This is a genomic window from Arthrobacter sp. P1_B4, from assembly GCF_056406555.1.
This window is the reverse complement of the sequence record NZ_JBFTZW010000064.1, coordinates 1-17,863: the sequence shown is the minus strand read 5'-3', so window position 1 is coordinate 17,863 and position 17,863 is coordinate 1. Positions and strand designations below refer to the sequence as shown.

Here is a 17,863-nt window from a genome sequence, read left to right as displayed (position 1 = left end):
CTTCGAAGCCGGCCAGAAGATCGACGTCGTTGGCACCACCAAGGGTAAGGGCTTCGCCGGTGTTATGAAGCGTCACGGCTTCCACGGCGTTGGAGCTTCCCACGGTGCCCACAAGAACCACCGTAAGCCCGGTTCTATCGGTGGCGCATCCACCCCGAGCCGCGTCTTCAAGGGCATGAAAATGGCCGGCCGCATGGGCGCCGTTCGTCACACCACGCTGAACCTCACGGTCCACGCGGTTGACGTCGAGAAGTCGCTGCTCCTGATCAAGGGCGCCGTCCCCGGCGCCCGCGGCCAGGTCGTACTCGTACGCACCGCCGTGAAGGGAGCCTAGTTCAATGACTAGCACTGTCAAGGTTGACCTGCCTGCAGAGATCTTCGACGTACAGACCAACGTGCCGCTGCTGCACCAGGTCGTCGTTGCCCAGCTCGCTGCTGCTCGCCAGGGTACCCACAAGACCAAGACCCGCGCCGAGGTTTCCGGTGCAGGTCGCAAGCCGTTCAAGCAGAAGGGCACCGGCCGCGCCCGTCAGGGTTCCATCCGTGCTCCTCACATGACCGGTGGTGGCGTTGTCCACGGCCCCACGCCGCGTGACTACAGCCAGCGCACCCCCAAGAAGATGATTGCTGCTGCACTGCGCGGCGCACTCTCGGACCGCGCCCGCAACGGCCGCGTCCACGTCGTTGCTGACCTGGTTGCCGGCTCCACGCCGTCCTCCAAGGAAGCACTGGCAACCCTGCGCGGAGTTTCCGAGCGCAAGAACCTGCTCGTTGTCATTGAGCGCGCCAACGACGTTGCTGCACTGTCCGTGCGCAACCTCGAGGAAGTTCACGTTCTGTACGCAGACCAGCTGAACACCTACGACGTTCTCGTTTCCGACGACGTAGTCTTCACCAAGGCTGCCTACGAAGCATTCGTTGCTGACAAGGTTGCAAAGAACGAGGAGGATGCCAAGTGAGTGCAGCCACCATCAAAGACCCGCGCGACGTCGTGCTTGCACCCGTTGTCTCGGAAAAGAGCTACGGCCTGATCGACGAGGGCAAGTACACCTTCCTGGTGGACCCCCGCTCGAACAAGACCGAGATCAAGCTGGCCGTGGAGAAGATTTTCTCCGTCAAGGTCGAATCGATCAACACCATCAACCGTGCCGGTAAGCGCAAGCGCACCAAATTCGGCTGGGGTACCCGCAAGAACACTAAGCGTGCAATTGTGAGCCTCAAAGAAGGCACTATCGACATCTTCGGCGGTCCGCTTTCATAGCGGAGACCACTTTAACGAGGAAATAAATTATGGGAATCCGTAAATACAAGCCGACTACCCCGGGCCGTCGCGGCTCGAGCGTAGCGGACTTCACTGAAATCACGCGGTCGACGCCGGAAAAGTCGTTGGTACGTCCCCTCCCGAAAAAGGGTGGCCGTAACAACTCCGGTAAGATCACGACCCGTCACAAGGGTGGTGGACACAAGCGCCAGTACCGTCTGATCGACTTCCGTCGCCACGACAAGGACGGCGTCAACGCCCGCGTTGCCGAAATCGAGTACGACCCGAACCGCACGGCTCGGATCGCCCTCCTGCACTACGTTGATGGCACCAAGCGTTACATCATCGCCCCGAACAAGCTGTCCCAGGGCGACTTCGTAGAGGCCGGCGCCGACGCTGACATCAAGCCCGGCAACAACCTTCCGCTGCGCAACATCCCGGTCGGTACCGTAATCCACGCAGTCGAACTGCGTCCGGGTGGCGGCGCCAAGATGGGCCGCTCCGCCGGCGCATCGATCCAGCTCGTTGCAAAGGAAGGCCGTTTCGCCCAGCTGCGTCTGCCTTCCGGCGAAATCCGCAACGTTGACGTGCGCTGCCGCGCAACCGTCGGCGAGGTCGGCAACGCCGAGCAGTCGAACATCAACTGGGGCAAGGCCGGCCGTATGCGGTGGAAGGGCGTTCGCCCGACCGTCCGTGGTGTCGCCATGAACCCGGTTGACCACCCCCACGGTGGTGGCGAGGGTAAGACGTCCGGTGGACGTCACCCCGTCAACCCGAACGGTAAGCGCGAAGGCCGCACCCGCCGTCCCAACAAAGAGAGCGACAAGCTTATTGTTCGTCGCCGTCGTACTGGCAAGAACAAGCGATAGGAGCCTGGACACATGCCACGCAGCCTGAAAAAAGGTCCTTTCGTTGACCAGCACCTCTTTGTAAAGGTAGCCAGGGAAAACGAAAAGGGCACCAAGAACGTCATCAAGACCTGGTCCCGCCGTTCGATGATCGTCCCCGACATGCTCGGCCACACGATCGCCGTACACGACGGACGCAAGCACATCCCCGTGTTTGTCACTGAGTCGATGGTCGGGCACAAGCTCGGCGAATTCGCTCCCACGCGGACATTCCGCGGCCATGTCAAGGACGACCGTAAGGGCAAGCGCCGCTAGGCGCCTGCACTTACGTCAAAGACGAGAGAAGGAAAGCAATGGAAGCCAAGGCAATTGCGCGTCACATCCGCGTAACGCCTATGAAGGCCCGGCGCGTCGTCAACCTTGTTCGTGGTAAGCAAGCGAATGAGGCTCTGGCAATTCTGAAGTTTGCCCCCCAGGCAGCTTCGGAGCCGGTATTCAAGGTAGTTCAGTCGGCAATCTCCAACGCCCGGGTCCTCGCGGACCGCGACGGCGTGGCGTTTGACGAAGGTGACCTCATCATCAGCGAAGCGTTTGTTGATGAAGGCCCGACCATGAAGCGGTTCCAGCCGCGAGCCCAGGGTCGTGCATTTCAGATCAAGAAGCGCACGAGCCACATCACCGTGGTAGTCGCTACCCCGGAGAAAGAGGAGGCTCGCTAAGTGGGACAGAAAGTTAACCCGCACGGGTTCCGACTCGGCATCACCACCGATCACGTATCGCACTGGTTCGCCGACAGCACCAAGGCCGGCCAGCGGTACAAGGACTTCGTTCGCGAAGACATCCGTATCCGCCAGCTCATGTCCACGGGCATGGAGCGCGCCGGTATCGCCAAGGTCGAAATCGAGCGCACCCGCGACCGTGTCCGCGTGGATATCCACACGGCACGTCCGGGCATCGTCATCGGCCGCCGCGGCGCTGAAGCAGACCGCATCCGCGGCGAGCTTGAGAAGCTCACGGGCAAGCAGGTTCAGCTGAACATCCTCGAGGTCAAGAACCCCGAGATGGAAGCCCAGCTTGTTGCCCAGGGCGTTGCTGAGCAGCTGACTTCCCGCGTGGCTTTCCGCCGTGCGATGAAGAAGGCCATGCAGTCCGCGCAGCGCGCCGGTGCCAAGGGCATCCGGATCGCTTGCTCGGGTCGACTGGGCGGCGCAGAAATGTCCCGCTCGGAGTTCTACCGCGAAGGCCGTGTGCCCCTGCACACCCTGCGTGCGAACATCGACTACGGCTTCTACGAGGCCAAGACCACCTTCGGCCGCATCGGCGTGAAGGTCTGGATCTACAAGGGCGACGTCACTGCCAAGGAACTGGCTCAGCAGGCAGCTGCTGCTCCGTCCCGTGGCCGTGCCGGCGACCGCCCGGGCCGCCCGGGTGGCGCCGACCGTGGTGACCGCCGCCGTCGTCCCGACCGCCCCGCAGCCGAGGCAGCACCTGCCGCCGAAGCTCCGGCTGTCGAAGCCGGTGCCGCAGGCACGGCACAGTCAGTAGAAGGAGGACAGGCTTAAATGCTTATCCCACGTCGAGTCAAGCACCGTAAGCAGCACCACCCGGGTCGTTCCGGCGCTGCTACGGGCGGCACCCAGGTCTCCTTCGGTGAGTGGGGCATCCAGGCGCTGAGCCCGGCCTACGTCACGAACCGTCAGATCGAATCTGCCCGTATCGCGATGACCCGCCACATCAAGCGTGGCGGAAAGGTCTGGATCAACATTTACCCGGACCGTCCGCTGACGAAGAAGCCGGCCGAAACCCGCATGGGTTCCGGTAAGGGTTCTCCGGAATGGTGGGTCTCAAACGTCAAGCCGGGCCGGGTTCTCTTCGAACTCTCCGGTGTCAGTGAAGAGGTAGCTCGCGAGGCCCTGCGCCTGGCAATCCACAAGCTGCCGTTGAAGGCACGCATTGTGCGTCGCGAAGGTGGTGAGTAGAAATGGCAGTAGGATCCAAGGAACTTGCATCCGCACAGCTGGACGGTTTCGACAACGAGCGTCTCGTTGAAGAACTCCGCAAGGCCAAGGAAGAGCTGTTCAACCTGCGTTTCCAGTCCGCCACCGGTCAGCTGGAGAACCACGGTCGTCTGCGCGCGGTAAAGAAGGACATCGCCCGCATCTACACCGTTCTCCGTGAGCGCGAGCTCGGCATTCGTGCCGAGGTTGCCGCACCGGTTGTGGAAGCCAAGGAAGAGAAGAAGTCCAAGAAGGCTGCAACCAAGAAGGCTGAGAAGGCTGAAACGGTTGAATCCGAGGAGGATGCCAAGTGAGTGAAAAGGACGAGAACGTGACGGAAACTGTTTCCGACGCAGCCAAGGCTGACGAGCGCGGTTACCGTAAGACGAAGCGCGGCTACGTCGTCTCGGACAAGATGGAAAAGACCATCACTGTCCAGGTCGAAGACCGCGTGAAGCACGCCCTCTACGGCAAGGTCATCCGCCGCAACGCCAAGATCAAGGCTCACGACGAAGAGAACAGCGCCGGCATCGGCGACCTCGTGCTCCTCGCCGAGACCCGCCCGCTGTCCGCTACCAAGCGGTGGCGTCTGGTCGAGATCCTCGAGAAGGCCAAGTAACACCTGCACCTGTGCCTGGTGATACAGCAGAAGCCCCCGTTCCCCTTTGGGGAGCGGGGGCTTCCGCGTTGCCGGCAGCCGCCGCAGCCGGCAGCCTGAGACCGGCGGCAGCCGTTTACCCTGCTCGTCAGGCAGAGCAGCCTTTGGGGGCTTACGACGCCGGCGGGCCGGGTTCCCGGGATACGCGGCGGCGGACGGGCCCAAAGCCTGTCCGGCGGAACGGGGTAACGGCTTCGCGGCTACGGGGGAGGGGTGTGCAGGTTCCATGGCTGTGATATGGGGATACGCCCAAAACGTGCTAAGATTTTGAGTTTGTATGGCGCCTTTTGCGCGCCGTCATCAACCTCGTAAACAATCGTGCCACGGCATAGTGCCCCCTTGCGCCCCGACTCGTCGGGAACCGCCTGGGAAGCAAATGTTTTTGGCACGGGCGTTTAGGCCTGGTCTGGCAAAATCCAGGCAGGTCAAGAGACACCCCGATCAACCGTTCCGCAAGGCTCATTCCGTAGGAAGATTTTCGGTCTGAGAACCAGCGCGACGCAAGGAGTAAATAGTGATTCAGCAGGAGTCGCGACTCAAGGTCGCCGACAACACGGGTGCTAAGGAAATCCTTACCATTCGCGTTCTCGGTGGATCTGGCCGTCGCTACGCAGGCATTGGCGACGTAATCGTCGCTACCGTCAAGGACGCAATTCCGGGCGGCAACGTAAAGAAGGGCGACGTCGTCAAGGCTGTCATCGTCCGTACCAAGAAGGAACGCCGCCGTGCGGATGGTTCCTACATCAAGTTTGACGAGAACGCAGCCGTCATCCTGAAGAACGACGGTGACCCCCGCGGTACCCGTATCTTCGGACCGGTTGGTCGTGAACTTCGCGACAAGAAGTTCATGAAGATCGTTTCTCTGGCTCCGGAGGTGCTCTAGTCCATGGCTAAGATCAAAAAGGGTGACCTCGTTCAGGTCATCACTGGCGCCAAGGCTGAGCGCGGCGGCGACAAGGGTAAGCAGGGCAAGGTTCTGCGCGTATACCCGGAGACCAACCGCGTGTTGGTTGAAGGCATTAACCGCGTAACCAAGCACACCAAGGTCGGTCAGTCGCAGCGCGGCACCAAGACCGGTGGCATCGAGGTCGTCGAGGCTTCGATCCACATCTCCAACGTGGCTCTGGTTGACCCGTCCACCAAGAAGCCCACCCGCGTCGGTTTCCGCACCGAGACCGTTGAGCGCGATGGCGTGAAGCGTGAAGTGCGCGTCCGCGTGGCCAAGAGCTCAGGGAAGGACATCTAATGACTGAGACTCTCGAGACTCCGGCAAGCAAGATCGTTCCTCGTCTGAAGACCAAGTACGCCGATTCCATCAAGAACACGCTGACTGAGGAATTCAAGTACCAGAACGTCAACCAGGTTCCCCGCCTGGTGAAGGTCGTTGTGAACATGGGTGTTGGAGATGCCGCCAAGGACTCCAAGCTGATCGACGGCGCTGTCCGCGATCTGACCCTGATCACCGGCCAGAAGCCGCAGGTAACCAAGGCCCGCAAGTCGATCGCACAGTTCAAGCTGCGCGAAGGCATGCCGATCGGTGCACACGCAACTCTGCGTGGGGACCGCATGTGGGAATTCCTGGACCGTCTGGTCACGCTGGCCCTGCCGCGTATCCGCGACTTCCGTGGCCTCAGCGGCAAGCAGTTCGATGGCAACGGCAACTACACCTTCGGTCTGACCGAGCAGGTTATGTTCCACGAGATCGACCAGGATTCCATTGACCGCGTTCGCGGTATGGACATCACCGTCGTGACCACTGCCAAGACCGACGACGAAGGCCGCGCGCTGCTGAAGGCGCTTGGCTTCCCGTTCAAGACCGAAGACTAATCTAGCTACGTAAAAGGTCCGCCCGCGCTCCTTTCCGAACTCTGTTCGGGACAAACAGCACGGCGGAAACCGTTATGAGGAAGGGCAAGAGCCCACATGACAATGACAGATCCCGTCGCAGACATGCTTACGCGTCTGCGCAACGCTAACTCGGCATACCACGATTCCGTGACCATGCCGTACAGCAAGCTCAAGGCACGCGTTGCCGACATCCTGAAGGCTGAAGGTTACATCGCCTCCTGGAAAGAAGAAGACGCTGAGGTTGGCAAGAAGCTGACCCTCGAGCTCAAGTTCGGTCCGAACCGCGAGCGTTCAATCGCTGGCGTTCGTCGTATTTCCAAGCCGGGACTGCGCGTTTACGCAAAGTCCACCAACCTGCCGCACGTGCTCGGTGGCCTGGGTGTCGCAATCCTGTCCACCTCTTCCGGCCTCTTGACTGACAAGCAGGCCGGCAAGAAGGGCGTGGGCGGCGAAGTCCTCGCTTACGTCTGGTAACGGGAAAGGAAGAGAATAATGTCACGTATTGGACGTCTCCCCATCACCGTTCCTGCCGGCGTTGAGGTCAAGGTTGACGGCTCTGTCGTCAGCGTCAAGGGTTCCAAAGGCGAGCTGAGCCACACTGTGGCCAGCCCGATCGAGGTTTCCCTGGAAGATGGCACCCTGACTGTCGCCCGCCCGAACGACGAGCGCGCCTCACGTTCGCTGCACGGCCTGACCCGCACCCTGATCGCCAACATGATCCAGGGTGTCACCGCAGGCTACGAGAAGAAGCTTGAGATTGTCGGTACCGGTTACCGCGTCCAGGCCAAGGGTTCTGACCTGGAGTTCGCTCTGGGCTACAGCCACCCGGTCAACGTCTCGGCACCGAACGGCATCACCTTTGCAGTTGAGACCCCGACCAAGCTCTCTGTTTCAGGTATCTCCAAGCAGCAGGTCGGCGAGGTTGCTGCCAACATTCGCAAGCTGCGGAAGCCGGACCCCTACAAGGGCAAGGGCATCCGTTACGCAGGCGAAGTCATCCGCCGCAAGGTCGGAAAGGCTGGTAAGTAACCATGGCGATCGCAATTAACAAGAAGCGTACGAACAAGAGCAAGTCTGCCCAGCGCAGCCGCCGCCAGCTTCGTATCCGCAAGCGCATCTCCGGTACGGCTGTACGCCCGCGTCTGGTCGTCAACCGCTCCGCACGTCACGTATTCGTCCAGGTTGTTGATGACACCAAGGGCCTGACCGTGGCAAGCGCCTCCACACTGGAAGCCGACCTTCGTGCATTCGACGGTGACAAGACCGCCAAGGCCAAGCGCGTTGGCGAACTGGTCGCCGAGCGTGCCAAGGCTGCCGGTATCGAAGCAGTTGTCTTCGACCGCGGTGGTAACAAGTACCACGGCCGGATCGCCGCCGTCGCTGACGGCGCACGTGAAGGTGGGCTGGCACTGTGACCGAAAATAACGAAAAGGACATTCAGGTGACTGAAGCTGTAGCTGCTCCGGCAACTGAGACCGCTGCGCCTGCTACCACTGACGACCGCCGTGGTGGCGCTCGTCGTGGTGAGCGTGGCGACCGCGGCCAGGGCCGTGGCGACCGTGGCGGCCGTGGTGGCCGTGACGGCGGCCGCGAGGCCGAGAAGAGCCAGTTCGTAGAGCGCGTCGTAACCATCAACCGCGTTTCCAAGGTCGTCAAGGGTGGTCGTCGCTTCAGCTTCACCGCCCTCGTCGTCGTCGGTGACGGCAACGGCATGGTCGGCGTCGGCTACGGCAAGGCAAAGGAAGTTCCTGCCGCTATCGCGAAGGGCGTTGAAGAGGCCAAGAAGTCCTTCTTCCGCGTTCCCCGCATCGGCAGCACCATCCCGCACCGCGTTCAGGGTGAGGCCGCCGCAGGCGTCGTCATGCTGCGCCCGGCTTCCGCCGGTACCGGTGTTATCGCCGGTGGCCCGGTCCGTGCAGTACTGGAGTGCGTGGGCATCCACGACATCCTCTCCAAGTCGCTCGGTTCTTCCAACGCCATCAACATCGTTCACGCAACCGTTGACGCGCTGAAGCGCCTCGAAGAGCCGGCAGCAGTGGCAGCACGCCGCGGCCTCCCGCTCGACGAGATCGCCCCGCCGGCAATGGTCAAGGCTCTCCTGAACCAGAAGGCAGGTGTCTGAGTCATGGCTAAGAACGTGCTTGTCTCCGACGCAAAGTTGGAGATCACTCAGATCAAGTCCGCCATTGGCGGCAAGCAGAACCAGCGCGACACCCTGCGGTCCCTCGGCCTGAAGCGGATCGGACACACCGTTGTCCGCACCGCCGACGCCGTGACCGTCGGGATGCTCAACACGGTTCCGCACCTGGTAAAGGTAGAGGAGGCGAAGTAAATGGCAGAGAAGAACACCGCCGAAAAGGCACAGGGCGCCGCTGAGAAGCAGAACGCACTGAAGGTTCACCACCTGCGTCCCGCCCCGGGTGCCAAGACCGCCAAGACCCGTGTTGGTCGTGGTGAAGGTTCCAAGGGTAAGACCGCTGGTCGCGGTACCAAGGGTACGAAGGCCCGCTACCAGATCAAGGCTGGCTTTGCCGGCGGCCAGCTGCCGCTGCACATGCGCCTGCCGAAGCTGCGCGGCTTCAAGAACCCGTTCCGGGTTGAGTACCAGGTTGTAAACCTGGACAAGCTCAACGAGCTGTACCCGGAAGGTGGCGCTGTCACCGTGGAGAACCTGGTCGAAAAGGGTGCCGTTCGCAAGAACCAGCCCGTCAAGGTGCTGGGCACCGGCGACATCACCGTCAAGGTTGACGTCACCGTCCACGCATTCTCGGCCAGCGCTGCTGACAAGATTGCTGCAGCAGGCGGAAGCACCACCGCCCTCTAACGAGGCGGCGGGGCAGTTGCCCGTTGTTGAAACTCCCGGTACCAGGGGCTCAGGCCCCCGGTGCCGGGAGTTTTTTTCATTTTCCGGGCCCCGCCGATTGTTCGCGGGGCGCATCCACCCGTTAGACTCGGTTGTTGGGTTTATTTGACCTGTCTCACACGACTTTACTTATTACTCAGGAGGACGCTTGCTTAGCGCATTTGGCCGGGCCTTTCGCACGCCTGATCTGCGACGCAAGTTTTTGTTCACGCTGGGAATCATCACAATCTTCCGCTTGGGTGCCTTCATCCCCTCGCCTGGTGTGAGCTACCAGAATGTCCAGCAATGCTTGCAGAACGGTCAGACCTCGGGCGGGATCTACCAGCTCGTCAACCTGTTCAGCGGCGGTGCATTGCTGCAGGTGTCCATCTTTGCCCTCGGCATCATGCCGTACATCACCGCCAGCATCATCGTCCAGCTGCTCCGGGTGGTCATTCCCCGCTTCCAGCAGCTGTACGAGGAGGGCGCGTCAGGGCAGTCGAAACTGACYCAGTACACCCGTTACCTCACGATCGCACTCGGCCTGCTCAATGCCACGACACTGGTGTCGCTGGCACGCTCCGGCCAGCTGCTGCCTAACTGCCAGCTGCCCATCATCCCGGACAGCYCGATCGTCACCACGGTCCTGATCATCATCACGCTCACGGCCGGCACCGGCCTGATCATGTGGATGGGCGAGCTCGTGACGGAAAAAGGCGTCGGCAACGGCATGTCCCTGCTGATCTTCACGTCCATCGCCGCAGGCTTCCCCGGCTCGCTCGGTGCGATCTGGAAGGCCCAGGGTCCCGGAACCTTCTTCCTGGTCCTGATCATCGGCCTGCTCACCGTGGCGCTTGTGGTCTTCGTGGAGCAGTCCCAGCGCCGGATCCCGGTGCAGTACGCCAAGCGGATGATCGGCCGCCGCACGGTCGGCGGAACCAGCACCTACATCCCCATCAAGGTGAACATGGCCGGCGTCGTGCCCGTCATCTTCGCCTCGTCCATGCTCTACCTGCCGGGGCTGATCTCACAGTTCAACCAGCCCAAGGCCGGCGAGCCGGTACAGCCCTGGGTTGAGTGGATCAACAACAACCTCACCAAGGGCGATCACCCGATCTATATGGCACTGTATTTCGCCATGATTGTGTTTTTCACCTACTTCTATGTTGCGATTACTTTCAACCCCGAAGAGGTCTCGGACAACATGAAGAAGTACGGCGGCTTCATTCCGGGCATCCGCGCCGGCAAGCCGACCGCGGACTATCTTCAGTACGTCCTATCCCGGATCACCCTGCCCGGCGCCTTCTACCTCGGCTTCGTGGCATTGATCCCGCTGGTTGCACTGGTCCTGATCAACGCGAACCAGAACTTCCCGTTCGGCGGCACCTCGATCCTGATCATGGTGGGCGTCGGTCTGGAGACCGTGAAGCAGATTGATGCGCAACTACAGCAACGTCACTACGAAGGGCTTTTGCGATGACGAGAATGTTGATTATCGGACCTCCCGGGTCCGGCAAGGGAACGCAGGCGGAACGCATTTCAGAACGCCTCGGCGTCGTTGCGATCTCCACCGGAGACATCTTCCGCGCCAACGTCAAGGGCGAGACTCCGCTCGGCGTCGAAGCCAAGAAGTACATGGACGCCGGCGACTTCGTCCCGGACAGCGTCACCAACAAGATGGTGCGCGATCGCCTCAATGAGGACGACGTCGAGGCAGGCTTCCTGCTCGACGGGTACCCGCGCACCACCGCGCAGGTGGACTACCTCGAGGACATCCTCGCCGGCGCTGACCAGAAGCTCGACGTCGTGCTCCAGCTCACCGCTGACGACGAGGAGCTGGTTACCCGCCTCCTGGGCCGTGCCAAGGAAACCGGCCGCAGCGACGACAACGAAGGCGTTATCCGTCACCGGCTGGACCTCTACCACGAGCAGACCGAACCTGTGGTGGCCAAGTATGCCGAACGCGGCATCCTGACCCAGGTGGACGGCATCGGTGCCATCGACGAAGTCACCGAGCGCGTCATGGAAGCGATCAAGTCGGCCCAGGCCGCCTGATCCTCACCCCCTGATCCACGCATGCTCAATGCGGCTGACGCAGAACAGAGACGCAGTGCAGAAGGGCGCGTTCCGTACCATCGGGTACGGGACGCGCCCTTCGGCGTTGGGTGGCCCCGCAACGGGCCCGTTCCGAACCGTTGAACCGGTACGGGAGAATAGAGCTTGAAGACTTGGGTTGATGACCCATGGTGGAGGCCCGGGATCCAGCCCGCCCGGACCGCGAGAGAAAATTTTGAGGTAGCGATGGCATTCGGCCAGGCACGCATTGAATACAAGACCAACGCCCAGATGCGCACGATGCACGAGGCCGGACTGGTCCTGAGCCGGGCACTGGATGCAGCGGTGGCCGCCGCGGCCCCCGGCGTCACCACGGCCCGGCTGGACGAGGTTTTCGCCGCCGTGCTCCAGGACGCCGGCGCCAAGTCCAACTTCCTCGGCTACCACGGGTTCCCGGCCACGATCTGCACCTCGGTGAACGAAGAGGTGGTGCACGGCATCCCCGGCGGCCGGGTTCTGGCGGACGGCGACATCATCTCGATCGACGGCGGCGCGATCGTGGACGGCTGGCACTCCGATTCGGCGCGGACTGTGGTTGTCGGCACCGCCGATCCCGAAGACGTACGCCTCTCCGAGGTTACCGAGGAGGCCATGTGGCGTGGCATCGCAGCCCTGGCCACCGGGAAATTCGTGGGCGATATCGGCAACGCCGTGGACGACTACGTCTCCTCCGTGCCGGGCAAACCGCTGGGCATCCTGGAGGACTATGTAGGGCACGGAATCGGCTCCGAGATGCACATGGCTCCGGACGTGCTGAACTACCGCACCGGCCACCGCGGGCCGAAGATCCGCCCGGGGCTGTGCCTCGCAATCGAGCCCATGCTGGTCCGGGGCAGCATCGAGACCGCAATCCTGGACGACGACTGGACCGTCGTCACCACGGATGGCAAGCGCTCCTGCCAGTGGGAGCACTCGGTCGCTGTGCACGAGAAGGGGATCTGGGTCCTCTCGGCACCTGACGGGGGAGCGGCGAAACTGGCGCCGCTCGGCGTCGTGCCCGTCCCGATTCCCTAGGCCCGAACTACACGGCGACTCGCGGGTTTTCTGGCGACGCGCAAAATCCCTGGCGACGGAAGACCCATAGCGCCAGGGATTTTGCGTGTCGCGGGTCAGCGGGGGCGCACAATGGAGCCATGGGAGCAACGGGAGCCATCACAGACGTGGCCGGGATCCGGGTGGGGCATGTCCAAAAGTCCGGCGACGGCTGGCTGAGCGGAGTGACTGTGGTTCTCCCGCCGCCGGGCACCGTCGGCTCGGTCGACGTCCGGGGCGGCGGGCCCGCGACGCACGAGACGGACTCACTGGATCCCACTACGCTGTCCCAGACCGTGGACGCCGTGGTCCTGACCGGGGGCAGCGCCTTTGGCCTTGCAGCCGCGGGCGGCGCCATGCGCTGGTGCGAGGAGAACGGCCGAGGCTTCACGGTCCCCGGCGGGCTTGTTCCGATCGTGCCGGCGGCCGCGATTTTCGACCTGGGCCGCGGCGGCGATTTCTCCGCCCGCCCCGGAGAGGCGATGGGCTACGCGGCGACGGCCGCCGCCGCCGGGCAGCCGGAAAGGCACGACGTCGAACGCGGCAACGTCGGCGCCGGCACAGGAGCGGCAATCGGCAGGGGCACCTACAAAGGGGGAGTGGGCACAGCCTCCCTCACCCTAAACAACATCTCCAAAGACGGGCCGGTGGTGGTAGGAGCCATAGCCGTAGTCAACGCGCTGGGGTTACCTTTTGGGGCGAAAGCCGCGCAGGTCCCCGAGACGGCGCCGCCGCTCAACACCACACTTGTCGTCGTCGCCACGGATGCCGTCCTGGACAAGGCGGACTGCAAACGCACCGCCTCCGCGGCCCATGCCGGACTGGCCAGGGCTTTGAATCCAAGCCACACCCTCGCCGACGGCGATACCGTGTTCGCGCTGGCGACGGGCGCCGTCGCGCTTGACCGCAGCACCCCGGCAGCCCGGCAGATCAGCCTCATTACCCTGCAGAGCGCGGCCGCCGACGTCGTCCGGCTGGCCATCCTCGACGGGATCTCGCGGGCGGAGGCAGTGACGACGGCGGCCGGGACGCTAGGTGCGTACGGACGCTGAGTGCGCTACGATGGGCGGATTTAACTTCGGATTTAACAATCGGGCCGCGATGGCGTAGTGTTGTCTGTTGGTTGTCTGCCCCGTTGTGCCCTTTTGGGGTCGGGTGGCACCAACCAATCAATCAAAAACGTCCGCGGTCATGACCGGTGCAAACCGGGAGGCTGCGGCAACAACAGTTAGCGGAGGGTATGGCCAAGAAGGACGGGGTCATTGAGATCGAGGGCGTTGTGACCGAGGCGCTGCCCAACGCGATGTTTCGCGTTGAGCTCACCAACAAGCACATCGTTCTGGCACACATCTCTGGAAAGATGCGCCAGCACTACATCAGGATCCTCCCCGAGGACCGCGTAGTGGTGGAGCTGAGCCCTTACGACCTGACACGTGGTCGTATCGTCTACCGCTACAAGTAAACACTGGGCGGCCAGGGCGACAGCCGAGGGCCGGTCCAGCTGACCAACTGCAACACGCAAAGGAACGCCATGAAGGTCAAGCCGAGCGTCAAGCAGATCTGCGAAAAGTGCAAAGTGATCCGCCGTAATGGCCGGGTCATGGTGATCTGCGAGAACCCGCGCCACAAGCAGCGCCAGGGCTAATTTCCTTCACAGGAAATCCTGGGTTGCTAACCCACGCAAGTAAATAAAGGCAGCACAAGCTGAACTGGGACGTATTGAGCCCGGACAGCTAACCCCCGGTCGGAGGCTGGGGCCGCACTGTAAGTGCGGGTGTACTGCCTACGACCTCCGGTTTATACAAGGAGTACTGCCAATATGGCTCGTCTCGCTGGCGTAGACATTCCCCGCGAAAAGCGGTTGGAAATTGCGCTTACTTACATCTACGGCGTGGGCAAGACCCGTGCACACGAAACCCTGGCTGCTACCGGCATCAGTGCAGACGTTCGGGTCAAGGACCTGACCGACGCACAGCTGGTTGAGCTGCGTGACTACATTGAAGGCAACTACAAGGTTGAGGGTGACCTTCGCCGCGAAGTGGCCGCTGATATCCGCCGCAAGGTTGAAATCGGCAGCTACGAAGGTATTCGCCACCGCAAGGGCCTGCCCGTACGCGGTCAGCGTACGAAGACGAACGCGCGTACCCGCAAGGGTCCGAAGCGCACCGTCGCAGGCAAGAAGAAGGCCCGCTAAACCCCAGTTGCCCCCTAGGATCGCTTACGCGATTTCTGGGAACCCGGCAAGTGTGGGCCAAGCATAGGCTTCCCCCCATAACTTTCTGTAGGAGAAAAAATGCCCCCGAAGACTCGTGGCGCGGTTCGCAAGCCGCGTAAGAAGGACAAGAAGAATATCGCGCTGGGCCAGGCGCACATCAAGAGCACCTTTAACAACACCATCGTGTCCATCACGGACCCGAACGGTGCTGTMATCTCCTGGGCTTCGTCCGGTGAGGTTGGCTTCAAGGGCTCGCGTAAGTCCACCCCGTTCGCTGCCCAGATGGCCGCCGAAGCCGCCGCAAAGCGTGCACAGGAGCACGGCATGCGCAAGGTTGACGTGTTCGTCAAGGGACCGGGTTCCGGACGCGAAACCGCCATCCGCTCGCTGCAGGCCGCTGGCCTCGAGGTTGGCTCCATCCAGGACGTCACCCCCAGCGCCCACAACGGCTGCCGTCCGCCGAAGCGCCGCCGCGTCTAAGGCTTTCCAGCGCCCAGGAGCTTGCCCGGACCCTCACCGGTCCGGGCAGGCCCGGCCGCGTTAAGTCTTCAGACCGATCTTTCCACCACCTGTGTTGCGTCATATAGCGGATGCTCGCCGAAAGGAAACCTAAGTGCTCATTGCACAGCGCCCCACCCTCTCCGAAGAGGTCGTCTCCGAAAACCGCTCACGGTTCATCATCGAACCGCTGGAGCCGGGCTTTGGTTACACCCTCGGAAACTCCCTCCGCCGTACCCTGCTCTCCTCCATCCCCGGTGCCTCTGTAACGAGCATCCGGATCGATGGCGTGCTGCACGAGTTCACCACGGTTCCGGGTGTCAAGGAAGATGTCACTGAGATCATCCTGAACATCAAGAACCTGTCGGTTTCCTCCGAGCACGACGAGCCGGTTGTTGCTTACCTGCGCAAGCAGGGACCGGGAGTCGTCACCGCCGCGGACATCGCTCCGCCGGCCGGCGTCGAATTCCACAACCCGGATCTGCACATTGCCACGCTGAACTCGAAGGGCAAGTTCGAACTCGAACTGACCATCGAGCGCGGTCGCGGCTACGTTTCGGCAGCTCAGAACAAGTCCGGCGACTCCGAGATCGGCCGCATCCCGGTCGACTCGATCTACTCGCCGGTCCTGAAGGTTACTTTCCGCGTGGAAGCTACCCGTGTTGAGCAGCGCACTGACTTCGACAAGCTCATTGTCGACGTCGAGACCAAGCAGGCAATCGCCCCGCGCGACGCCGTTGCTTCGGCAGGTACCACCCTGGTGGAACTGTTCGGTCTGGCCCGCGAGCTGAACACCGCAGCTGAAGGTATCGAGATCGGTCCGTCGCCGACGGACGCTGCCCTGGCAGCCGACATGGCACTGCCGATCGAGGATCTGGACCTGACGGTCCGTTCCTACAACTGCCTCAAGCGTGAGGGCATCCACACCGTGGGTGAACTCGTTGCCCGCTCCGAGGCTGACCTCATGGACATCCGCAACTTCGGCGCGAAGTCCATCGATGAGGTCAAGGCCAAGCTGGTCGAACTGGGCCTGTCCCTCAAGGACTCCCCTCCCGGTTTCGATCTCGCAGCACGTGCCGCAGCCATCGAAGAGGACGACGCCGCGTTCAGCGACGACGAGCTCTAACCAACAGATCTTGGCCGGCTGGCTGGATGCACCCTGGTGTGCGCAGCCCAACGGCTTCCAATGAGGAGAAACTATAATGCCTACCCCCGCTAAGGGTCCGCGCCTCGGAGGCGGAGCGGCTCACGAGCGTCTTATGCTCGCGAACCTGTCCGCCGCACTTTTCGAGCACAAGCGGATCACCACCACGGTGACCAAGGCCAAGCGCCTGAAGCCGTACGCCGAGCGCCTGGTGACTTTCGCCAAGCGTGGCGACCTCGCGTCCCGCCGTCGTGTACTCGGCCTGATCAGCAACAAGGGCGTCGTCCACGAGCTGTTCACCGACATTGCACAGGCAGTGGAAAACCGCGATGGCGGCTACACCCGCATCACCAAGATCGGCAACCGCAAGGGCGACAACGCTCCCATGGCTGTCATCGAACTGGTTCTCGAGCCGGTTTCGGCAAAGCAGGCCGTGGTAGCAGAGGCTACCTCTGCTGCCAAGCGCGACGCCGACAAGAAGGACGCCGAAAAGGCCGAAGCAGCTCCGGTTGCCGAGACCGAAGAGGCTGCTGAGACCGAAGAGGCTCCGGTCGCTGAGACCGAAGCCGCTACCGAAGAGGCTCCGGCCGCTGAGGAAGCAGCCGCTGAGTCCGAGAAGGACGCGAAGTAATTCGCTAAGTCTTTCTTATAGACTTAAGTCTATGAACGAGCTCAAACCCGCTGCCCCCGTCTTGGGGGGCGGCGGGTTTTTGCGTATCCGGCTGGATGTGGCGTACGACGGCGGCCCGTTCAGCGGGTGGGCCGTGCAGCCGGGACTGCGCACCGTCCAGGGCGTCCTGGAGGAGGCCCTCGCGCTGCTGATCCGCCGCCCCGTCCGGGTCACGGTTGCCGGGCGCACCGACGCCGGGGTGCACGCCCGCGGCCAGGTAGTCCACCTGGACCTCAGCGAGGCGGAGTGGCTGGGCCTGAACCGGGGCGCCGAACTGGATCCCGCCGTCGCCCTTCTCCGCCKCATCCGCGGTGCCTTGAGCCGTGGCCTGGGCGACCTCAGCGGCGCCATCGAGGTGCACCGGGTGAGCGTGGCACCCGTTGGCTTCGATGCCCGGTTCTCCGCCCTCTGGCGCCGCTATTCCTACCGGATCGCGGACGGCCCCGCGCTGTGGGACCCGCTGGGACGCGCCTCGACCCTGTGGCACAAGGTGCCGCTGGACGTCGGTCTCCTCAACGAGGGCGCCGCGCCGCTGCTGGGCCTGCAGGACTTCCGCTCGTACTGCAAGCCCCGCGAGGGGGCCACGACCATCCGTGAACTGCAGCGCTTTGAATTCGCGCGCGGCACGGACGGGGTCATTGTCGTCACCGTTCAGGCTGACGCGTTCTGCCACAACATGGTCCGCTCCCTGGTGGGCTCGGCGTTGTACGTGGGGGAGGGCGAAGAGGCCCCGGA

The 17,863-nt window shown here is 62.7% G+C and carries 30 protein-coding genes; all 30 read left to right on the top strand.

What is annotated here, in order from left to right; translation table 11 throughout:
• Positions 1–334: 50S ribosomal protein L3 (gene rplC, locus AC1D1W_RS15890; RefSeq protein ID WP_476944183.1), on the top strand; the 334-nt coding region annotated here is incomplete at its 5' end.
• Between the two features lie 4 nt (positions 335–338).
• Entirely contained in the window at positions 339–959 is a 621-nt protein-coding gene (gene rplD / locus AC1D1W_RS15885; RefSeq protein WP_028275117.1) for a 50S ribosomal protein L4, read from the top strand.
• Positions 956–1,261, top strand: coding sequence for a 50S ribosomal protein L23 (rplW, locus tag AC1D1W_RS15880; RefSeq protein WP_018773664.1), 306 nt, complete (start codon positions 956–958; stop codon positions 1,259–1,261). The genes rplD and rplW overlap by 4 nt, the downstream gene beginning before the upstream one ends.
• A gap of 29 nt (positions 1,262–1,290) precedes the next feature.
• Positions 1,291–2,130, top strand: coding sequence for a 50S ribosomal protein L2 (rplB, locus tag AC1D1W_RS15875; protein ID WP_026266473.1), 840 nt, complete (start codon positions 1,291–1,293; stop codon positions 2,128–2,130).
• Between the two features lie 12 nt (positions 2,131–2,142).
• Positions 2,143–2,424 carry a 30S ribosomal protein S19 gene (gene rpsS, locus AC1D1W_RS15870; protein ID WP_018773666.1) on the top strand — a complete coding sequence of 94 codons (282 nt, stop codon included), beginning with the start codon at positions 2,143–2,145 and terminating at the stop codon, positions 2,422–2,424.
• A 38-nt stretch (positions 2,425–2,462) separates the two neighbouring features.
• Positions 2,463–2,828: a 50S ribosomal protein L22 gene (rplV, locus tag AC1D1W_RS15865; protein WP_003803798.1), complete on the top strand. Its 366-nt coding sequence runs from the start codon at positions 2,463–2,465 to the stop codon at positions 2,826–2,828.
• Complete coding sequence (gene rpsC / locus AC1D1W_RS15860; RefSeq protein WP_028275116.1) at positions 2,829–3,671, top strand: 30S ribosomal protein S3; 843 nt, start codon at positions 2,829–2,831, stop codon at positions 3,669–3,671.
• Positions 3,672–4,088: a 50S ribosomal protein L16 gene (gene rplP, locus AC1D1W_RS15855; protein ID WP_018773668.1), complete on the top strand. Its 417-nt coding sequence runs from the start codon at positions 3,672–3,674 to the stop codon at positions 4,086–4,088.
• Between the two features lie 2 nt (positions 4,089–4,090).
• A complete protein-coding gene (gene rpmC / locus AC1D1W_RS15850; protein WP_018773669.1) occupies positions 4,091–4,420 on the top strand; it encodes a 50S ribosomal protein L29 in 330 nt (109 codons plus the stop codon).
• Positions 4,417–4,725, top strand: a complete 309-nt coding sequence (gene rpsQ / locus AC1D1W_RS15845) for a 30S ribosomal protein S17 (protein WP_018773670.1) — start codon at positions 4,417–4,419, stop codon at positions 4,723–4,725. Before rpmC ends, rpsQ begins: the two co-directional genes overlap by 4 nt.
• Positions 4,726–5,278: 553 nt before the next feature.
• A complete protein-coding gene (gene rplN / locus AC1D1W_RS15840; RefSeq protein WP_003803789.1) occupies positions 5,279–5,647 on the top strand; it encodes a 50S ribosomal protein L14 in 369 nt (122 codons plus the stop codon).
• A 3-nt stretch (positions 5,648–5,650) separates the two neighbouring features.
• Positions 5,651–6,010, top strand: coding sequence for a 50S ribosomal protein L24 (gene rplX, locus AC1D1W_RS15835; protein ID WP_018773671.1), 360 nt, complete (start codon positions 5,651–5,653; stop codon positions 6,008–6,010).
• The gene (gene rplE / locus AC1D1W_RS15830; protein WP_018773672.1) at positions 6,010–6,591 is read left to right on the top strand and encodes a 50S ribosomal protein L5; all 582 of its coding nucleotides are present in this window, start codon (positions 6,010–6,012) and stop codon (positions 6,589–6,591) included. The genes rplX and rplE overlap by 1 nt, the downstream gene beginning before the upstream one ends.
• 96 nt (positions 6,592–6,687) lie before the next feature.
• Positions 6,688–7,086 carry a 30S ribosomal protein S8 gene (gene rpsH / locus AC1D1W_RS15825; protein WP_018773673.1) on the top strand — a complete coding sequence of 133 codons (399 nt, stop codon included), beginning with the start codon at positions 6,688–6,690 and terminating at the stop codon, positions 7,084–7,086.
• Positions 7,087–7,104: 18 nt separating this feature from the next.
• Positions 7,105–7,641, top strand: a complete 537-nt coding sequence (rplF, locus tag AC1D1W_RS15820) for a 50S ribosomal protein L6 (RefSeq protein WP_011692797.1) — start codon at positions 7,105–7,107, stop codon at positions 7,639–7,641.
• A 2-nt stretch (positions 7,642–7,643) separates the two neighbouring features.
• Positions 7,644–8,027, top strand: a complete 384-nt coding sequence (rplR, locus tag AC1D1W_RS15815; RefSeq protein WP_018773674.1) for a 50S ribosomal protein L18 — start codon at positions 7,644–7,646, stop codon at positions 8,025–8,027.
• A gap of 26 nt (positions 8,028–8,053) precedes the next feature.
• Positions 8,054–8,734 carry a 30S ribosomal protein S5 gene (gene rpsE, locus AC1D1W_RS15810; protein ID WP_173403037.1) on the top strand — a complete coding sequence of 227 codons (681 nt, stop codon included), beginning with the start codon at positions 8,054–8,056 and terminating at the stop codon, positions 8,732–8,734.
• Positions 8,735–8,737: 3 nt separating this feature from the next.
• Positions 8,738–8,944, top strand: a complete 207-nt coding sequence (rpmD, locus tag AC1D1W_RS15805) for a 50S ribosomal protein L30 (protein WP_018773676.1) — start codon at positions 8,738–8,740, stop codon at positions 8,942–8,944.
• On the top strand, positions 8,945–9,436 hold the full coding sequence (gene rplO / locus AC1D1W_RS15800; RefSeq protein ID WP_476944182.1) for a 50S ribosomal protein L15: 492 nt from the start codon (positions 8,945–8,947) through the stop codon (positions 9,434–9,436).
• 187 nt (positions 9,437–9,623) lie between these two features.
• Positions 9,624–10,934, top strand: a complete 1,311-nt coding sequence (gene secY / locus AC1D1W_RS15795; RefSeq protein WP_476944181.1) for a preprotein translocase subunit SecY — start codon at positions 9,624–9,626, stop codon at positions 10,932–10,934.
• Between the two features lie 5 nt (positions 10,935–10,939).
• Positions 10,940–11,509, top strand: a complete 570-nt coding sequence (locus tag AC1D1W_RS15790; protein ID WP_173403039.1) for an adenylate kinase — start codon at positions 10,940–10,942, stop codon at positions 11,507–11,509.
• A 246-nt stretch (positions 11,510–11,755) separates the two neighbouring features.
• On the top strand, positions 11,756–12,583 hold the full coding sequence (gene map / locus AC1D1W_RS15785) for a type I methionyl aminopeptidase (protein ID WP_243181086.1): 828 nt from the start codon (positions 11,756–11,758) through the stop codon (positions 12,581–12,583).
• Positions 12,584–12,702: 119 nt separating this feature from the next.
• Complete coding sequence (locus AC1D1W_RS15780) at positions 12,703–13,653, top strand: P1 family peptidase (protein ID WP_476944180.1); 951 nt, start codon at positions 12,703–12,705, stop codon at positions 13,651–13,653.
• A 188-nt stretch (positions 13,654–13,841) separates the two neighbouring features.
• The gene (gene infA / locus AC1D1W_RS15775; RefSeq protein ID WP_009358723.1) at positions 13,842–14,063 is read left to right on the top strand and encodes a translation initiation factor IF-1; all 222 of its coding nucleotides are present in this window, start codon (positions 13,842–13,844) and stop codon (positions 14,061–14,063) included.
• 69 nt (positions 14,064–14,132) lie between these two features.
• Positions 14,133–14,246: a 50S ribosomal protein L36 gene (rpmJ, locus tag AC1D1W_RS15770; protein WP_009358722.1), complete on the top strand. Its 114-nt coding sequence runs from the start codon at positions 14,133–14,135 to the stop codon at positions 14,244–14,246.
• Between the two features lie 174 nt (positions 14,247–14,420).
• On the top strand, positions 14,421–14,795 hold the full coding sequence (gene rpsM / locus AC1D1W_RS15765) for a 30S ribosomal protein S13 (RefSeq protein ID WP_028275004.1): 375 nt from the start codon (positions 14,421–14,423) through the stop codon (positions 14,793–14,795).
• 99 nt (positions 14,796–14,894) lie between these two features.
• Complete coding sequence (rpsK, locus tag AC1D1W_RS15760; RefSeq protein WP_018773682.1) at positions 14,895–15,296, top strand: 30S ribosomal protein S11; 402 nt, start codon at positions 14,895–14,897, stop codon at positions 15,294–15,296.
• A 133-nt stretch (positions 15,297–15,429) separates the two neighbouring features.
• The gene (locus tag AC1D1W_RS15755) at positions 15,430–16,440 is read left to right on the top strand and encodes a DNA-directed RNA polymerase subunit alpha (protein ID WP_018773683.1); all 1,011 of its coding nucleotides are present in this window, start codon (positions 15,430–15,432) and stop codon (positions 16,438–16,440) included.
• Positions 16,441–16,516: 76 nt separating this feature from the next.
• Positions 16,517–17,089, top strand: coding sequence for a 50S ribosomal protein L17 (rplQ, locus tag AC1D1W_RS15750; protein ID WP_028275005.1), 573 nt, complete (start codon positions 16,517–16,519; stop codon positions 17,087–17,089).
• Between the two features lie 31 nt (positions 17,090–17,120).
• Positions 17,121–17,863, top strand: a 743-nt coding sequence (locus tag AC1D1W_RS15745; RefSeq protein ID WP_476944179.1) for a tRNA pseudouridine synthase A, incomplete at its 3' end; no start/stop codon positions are given.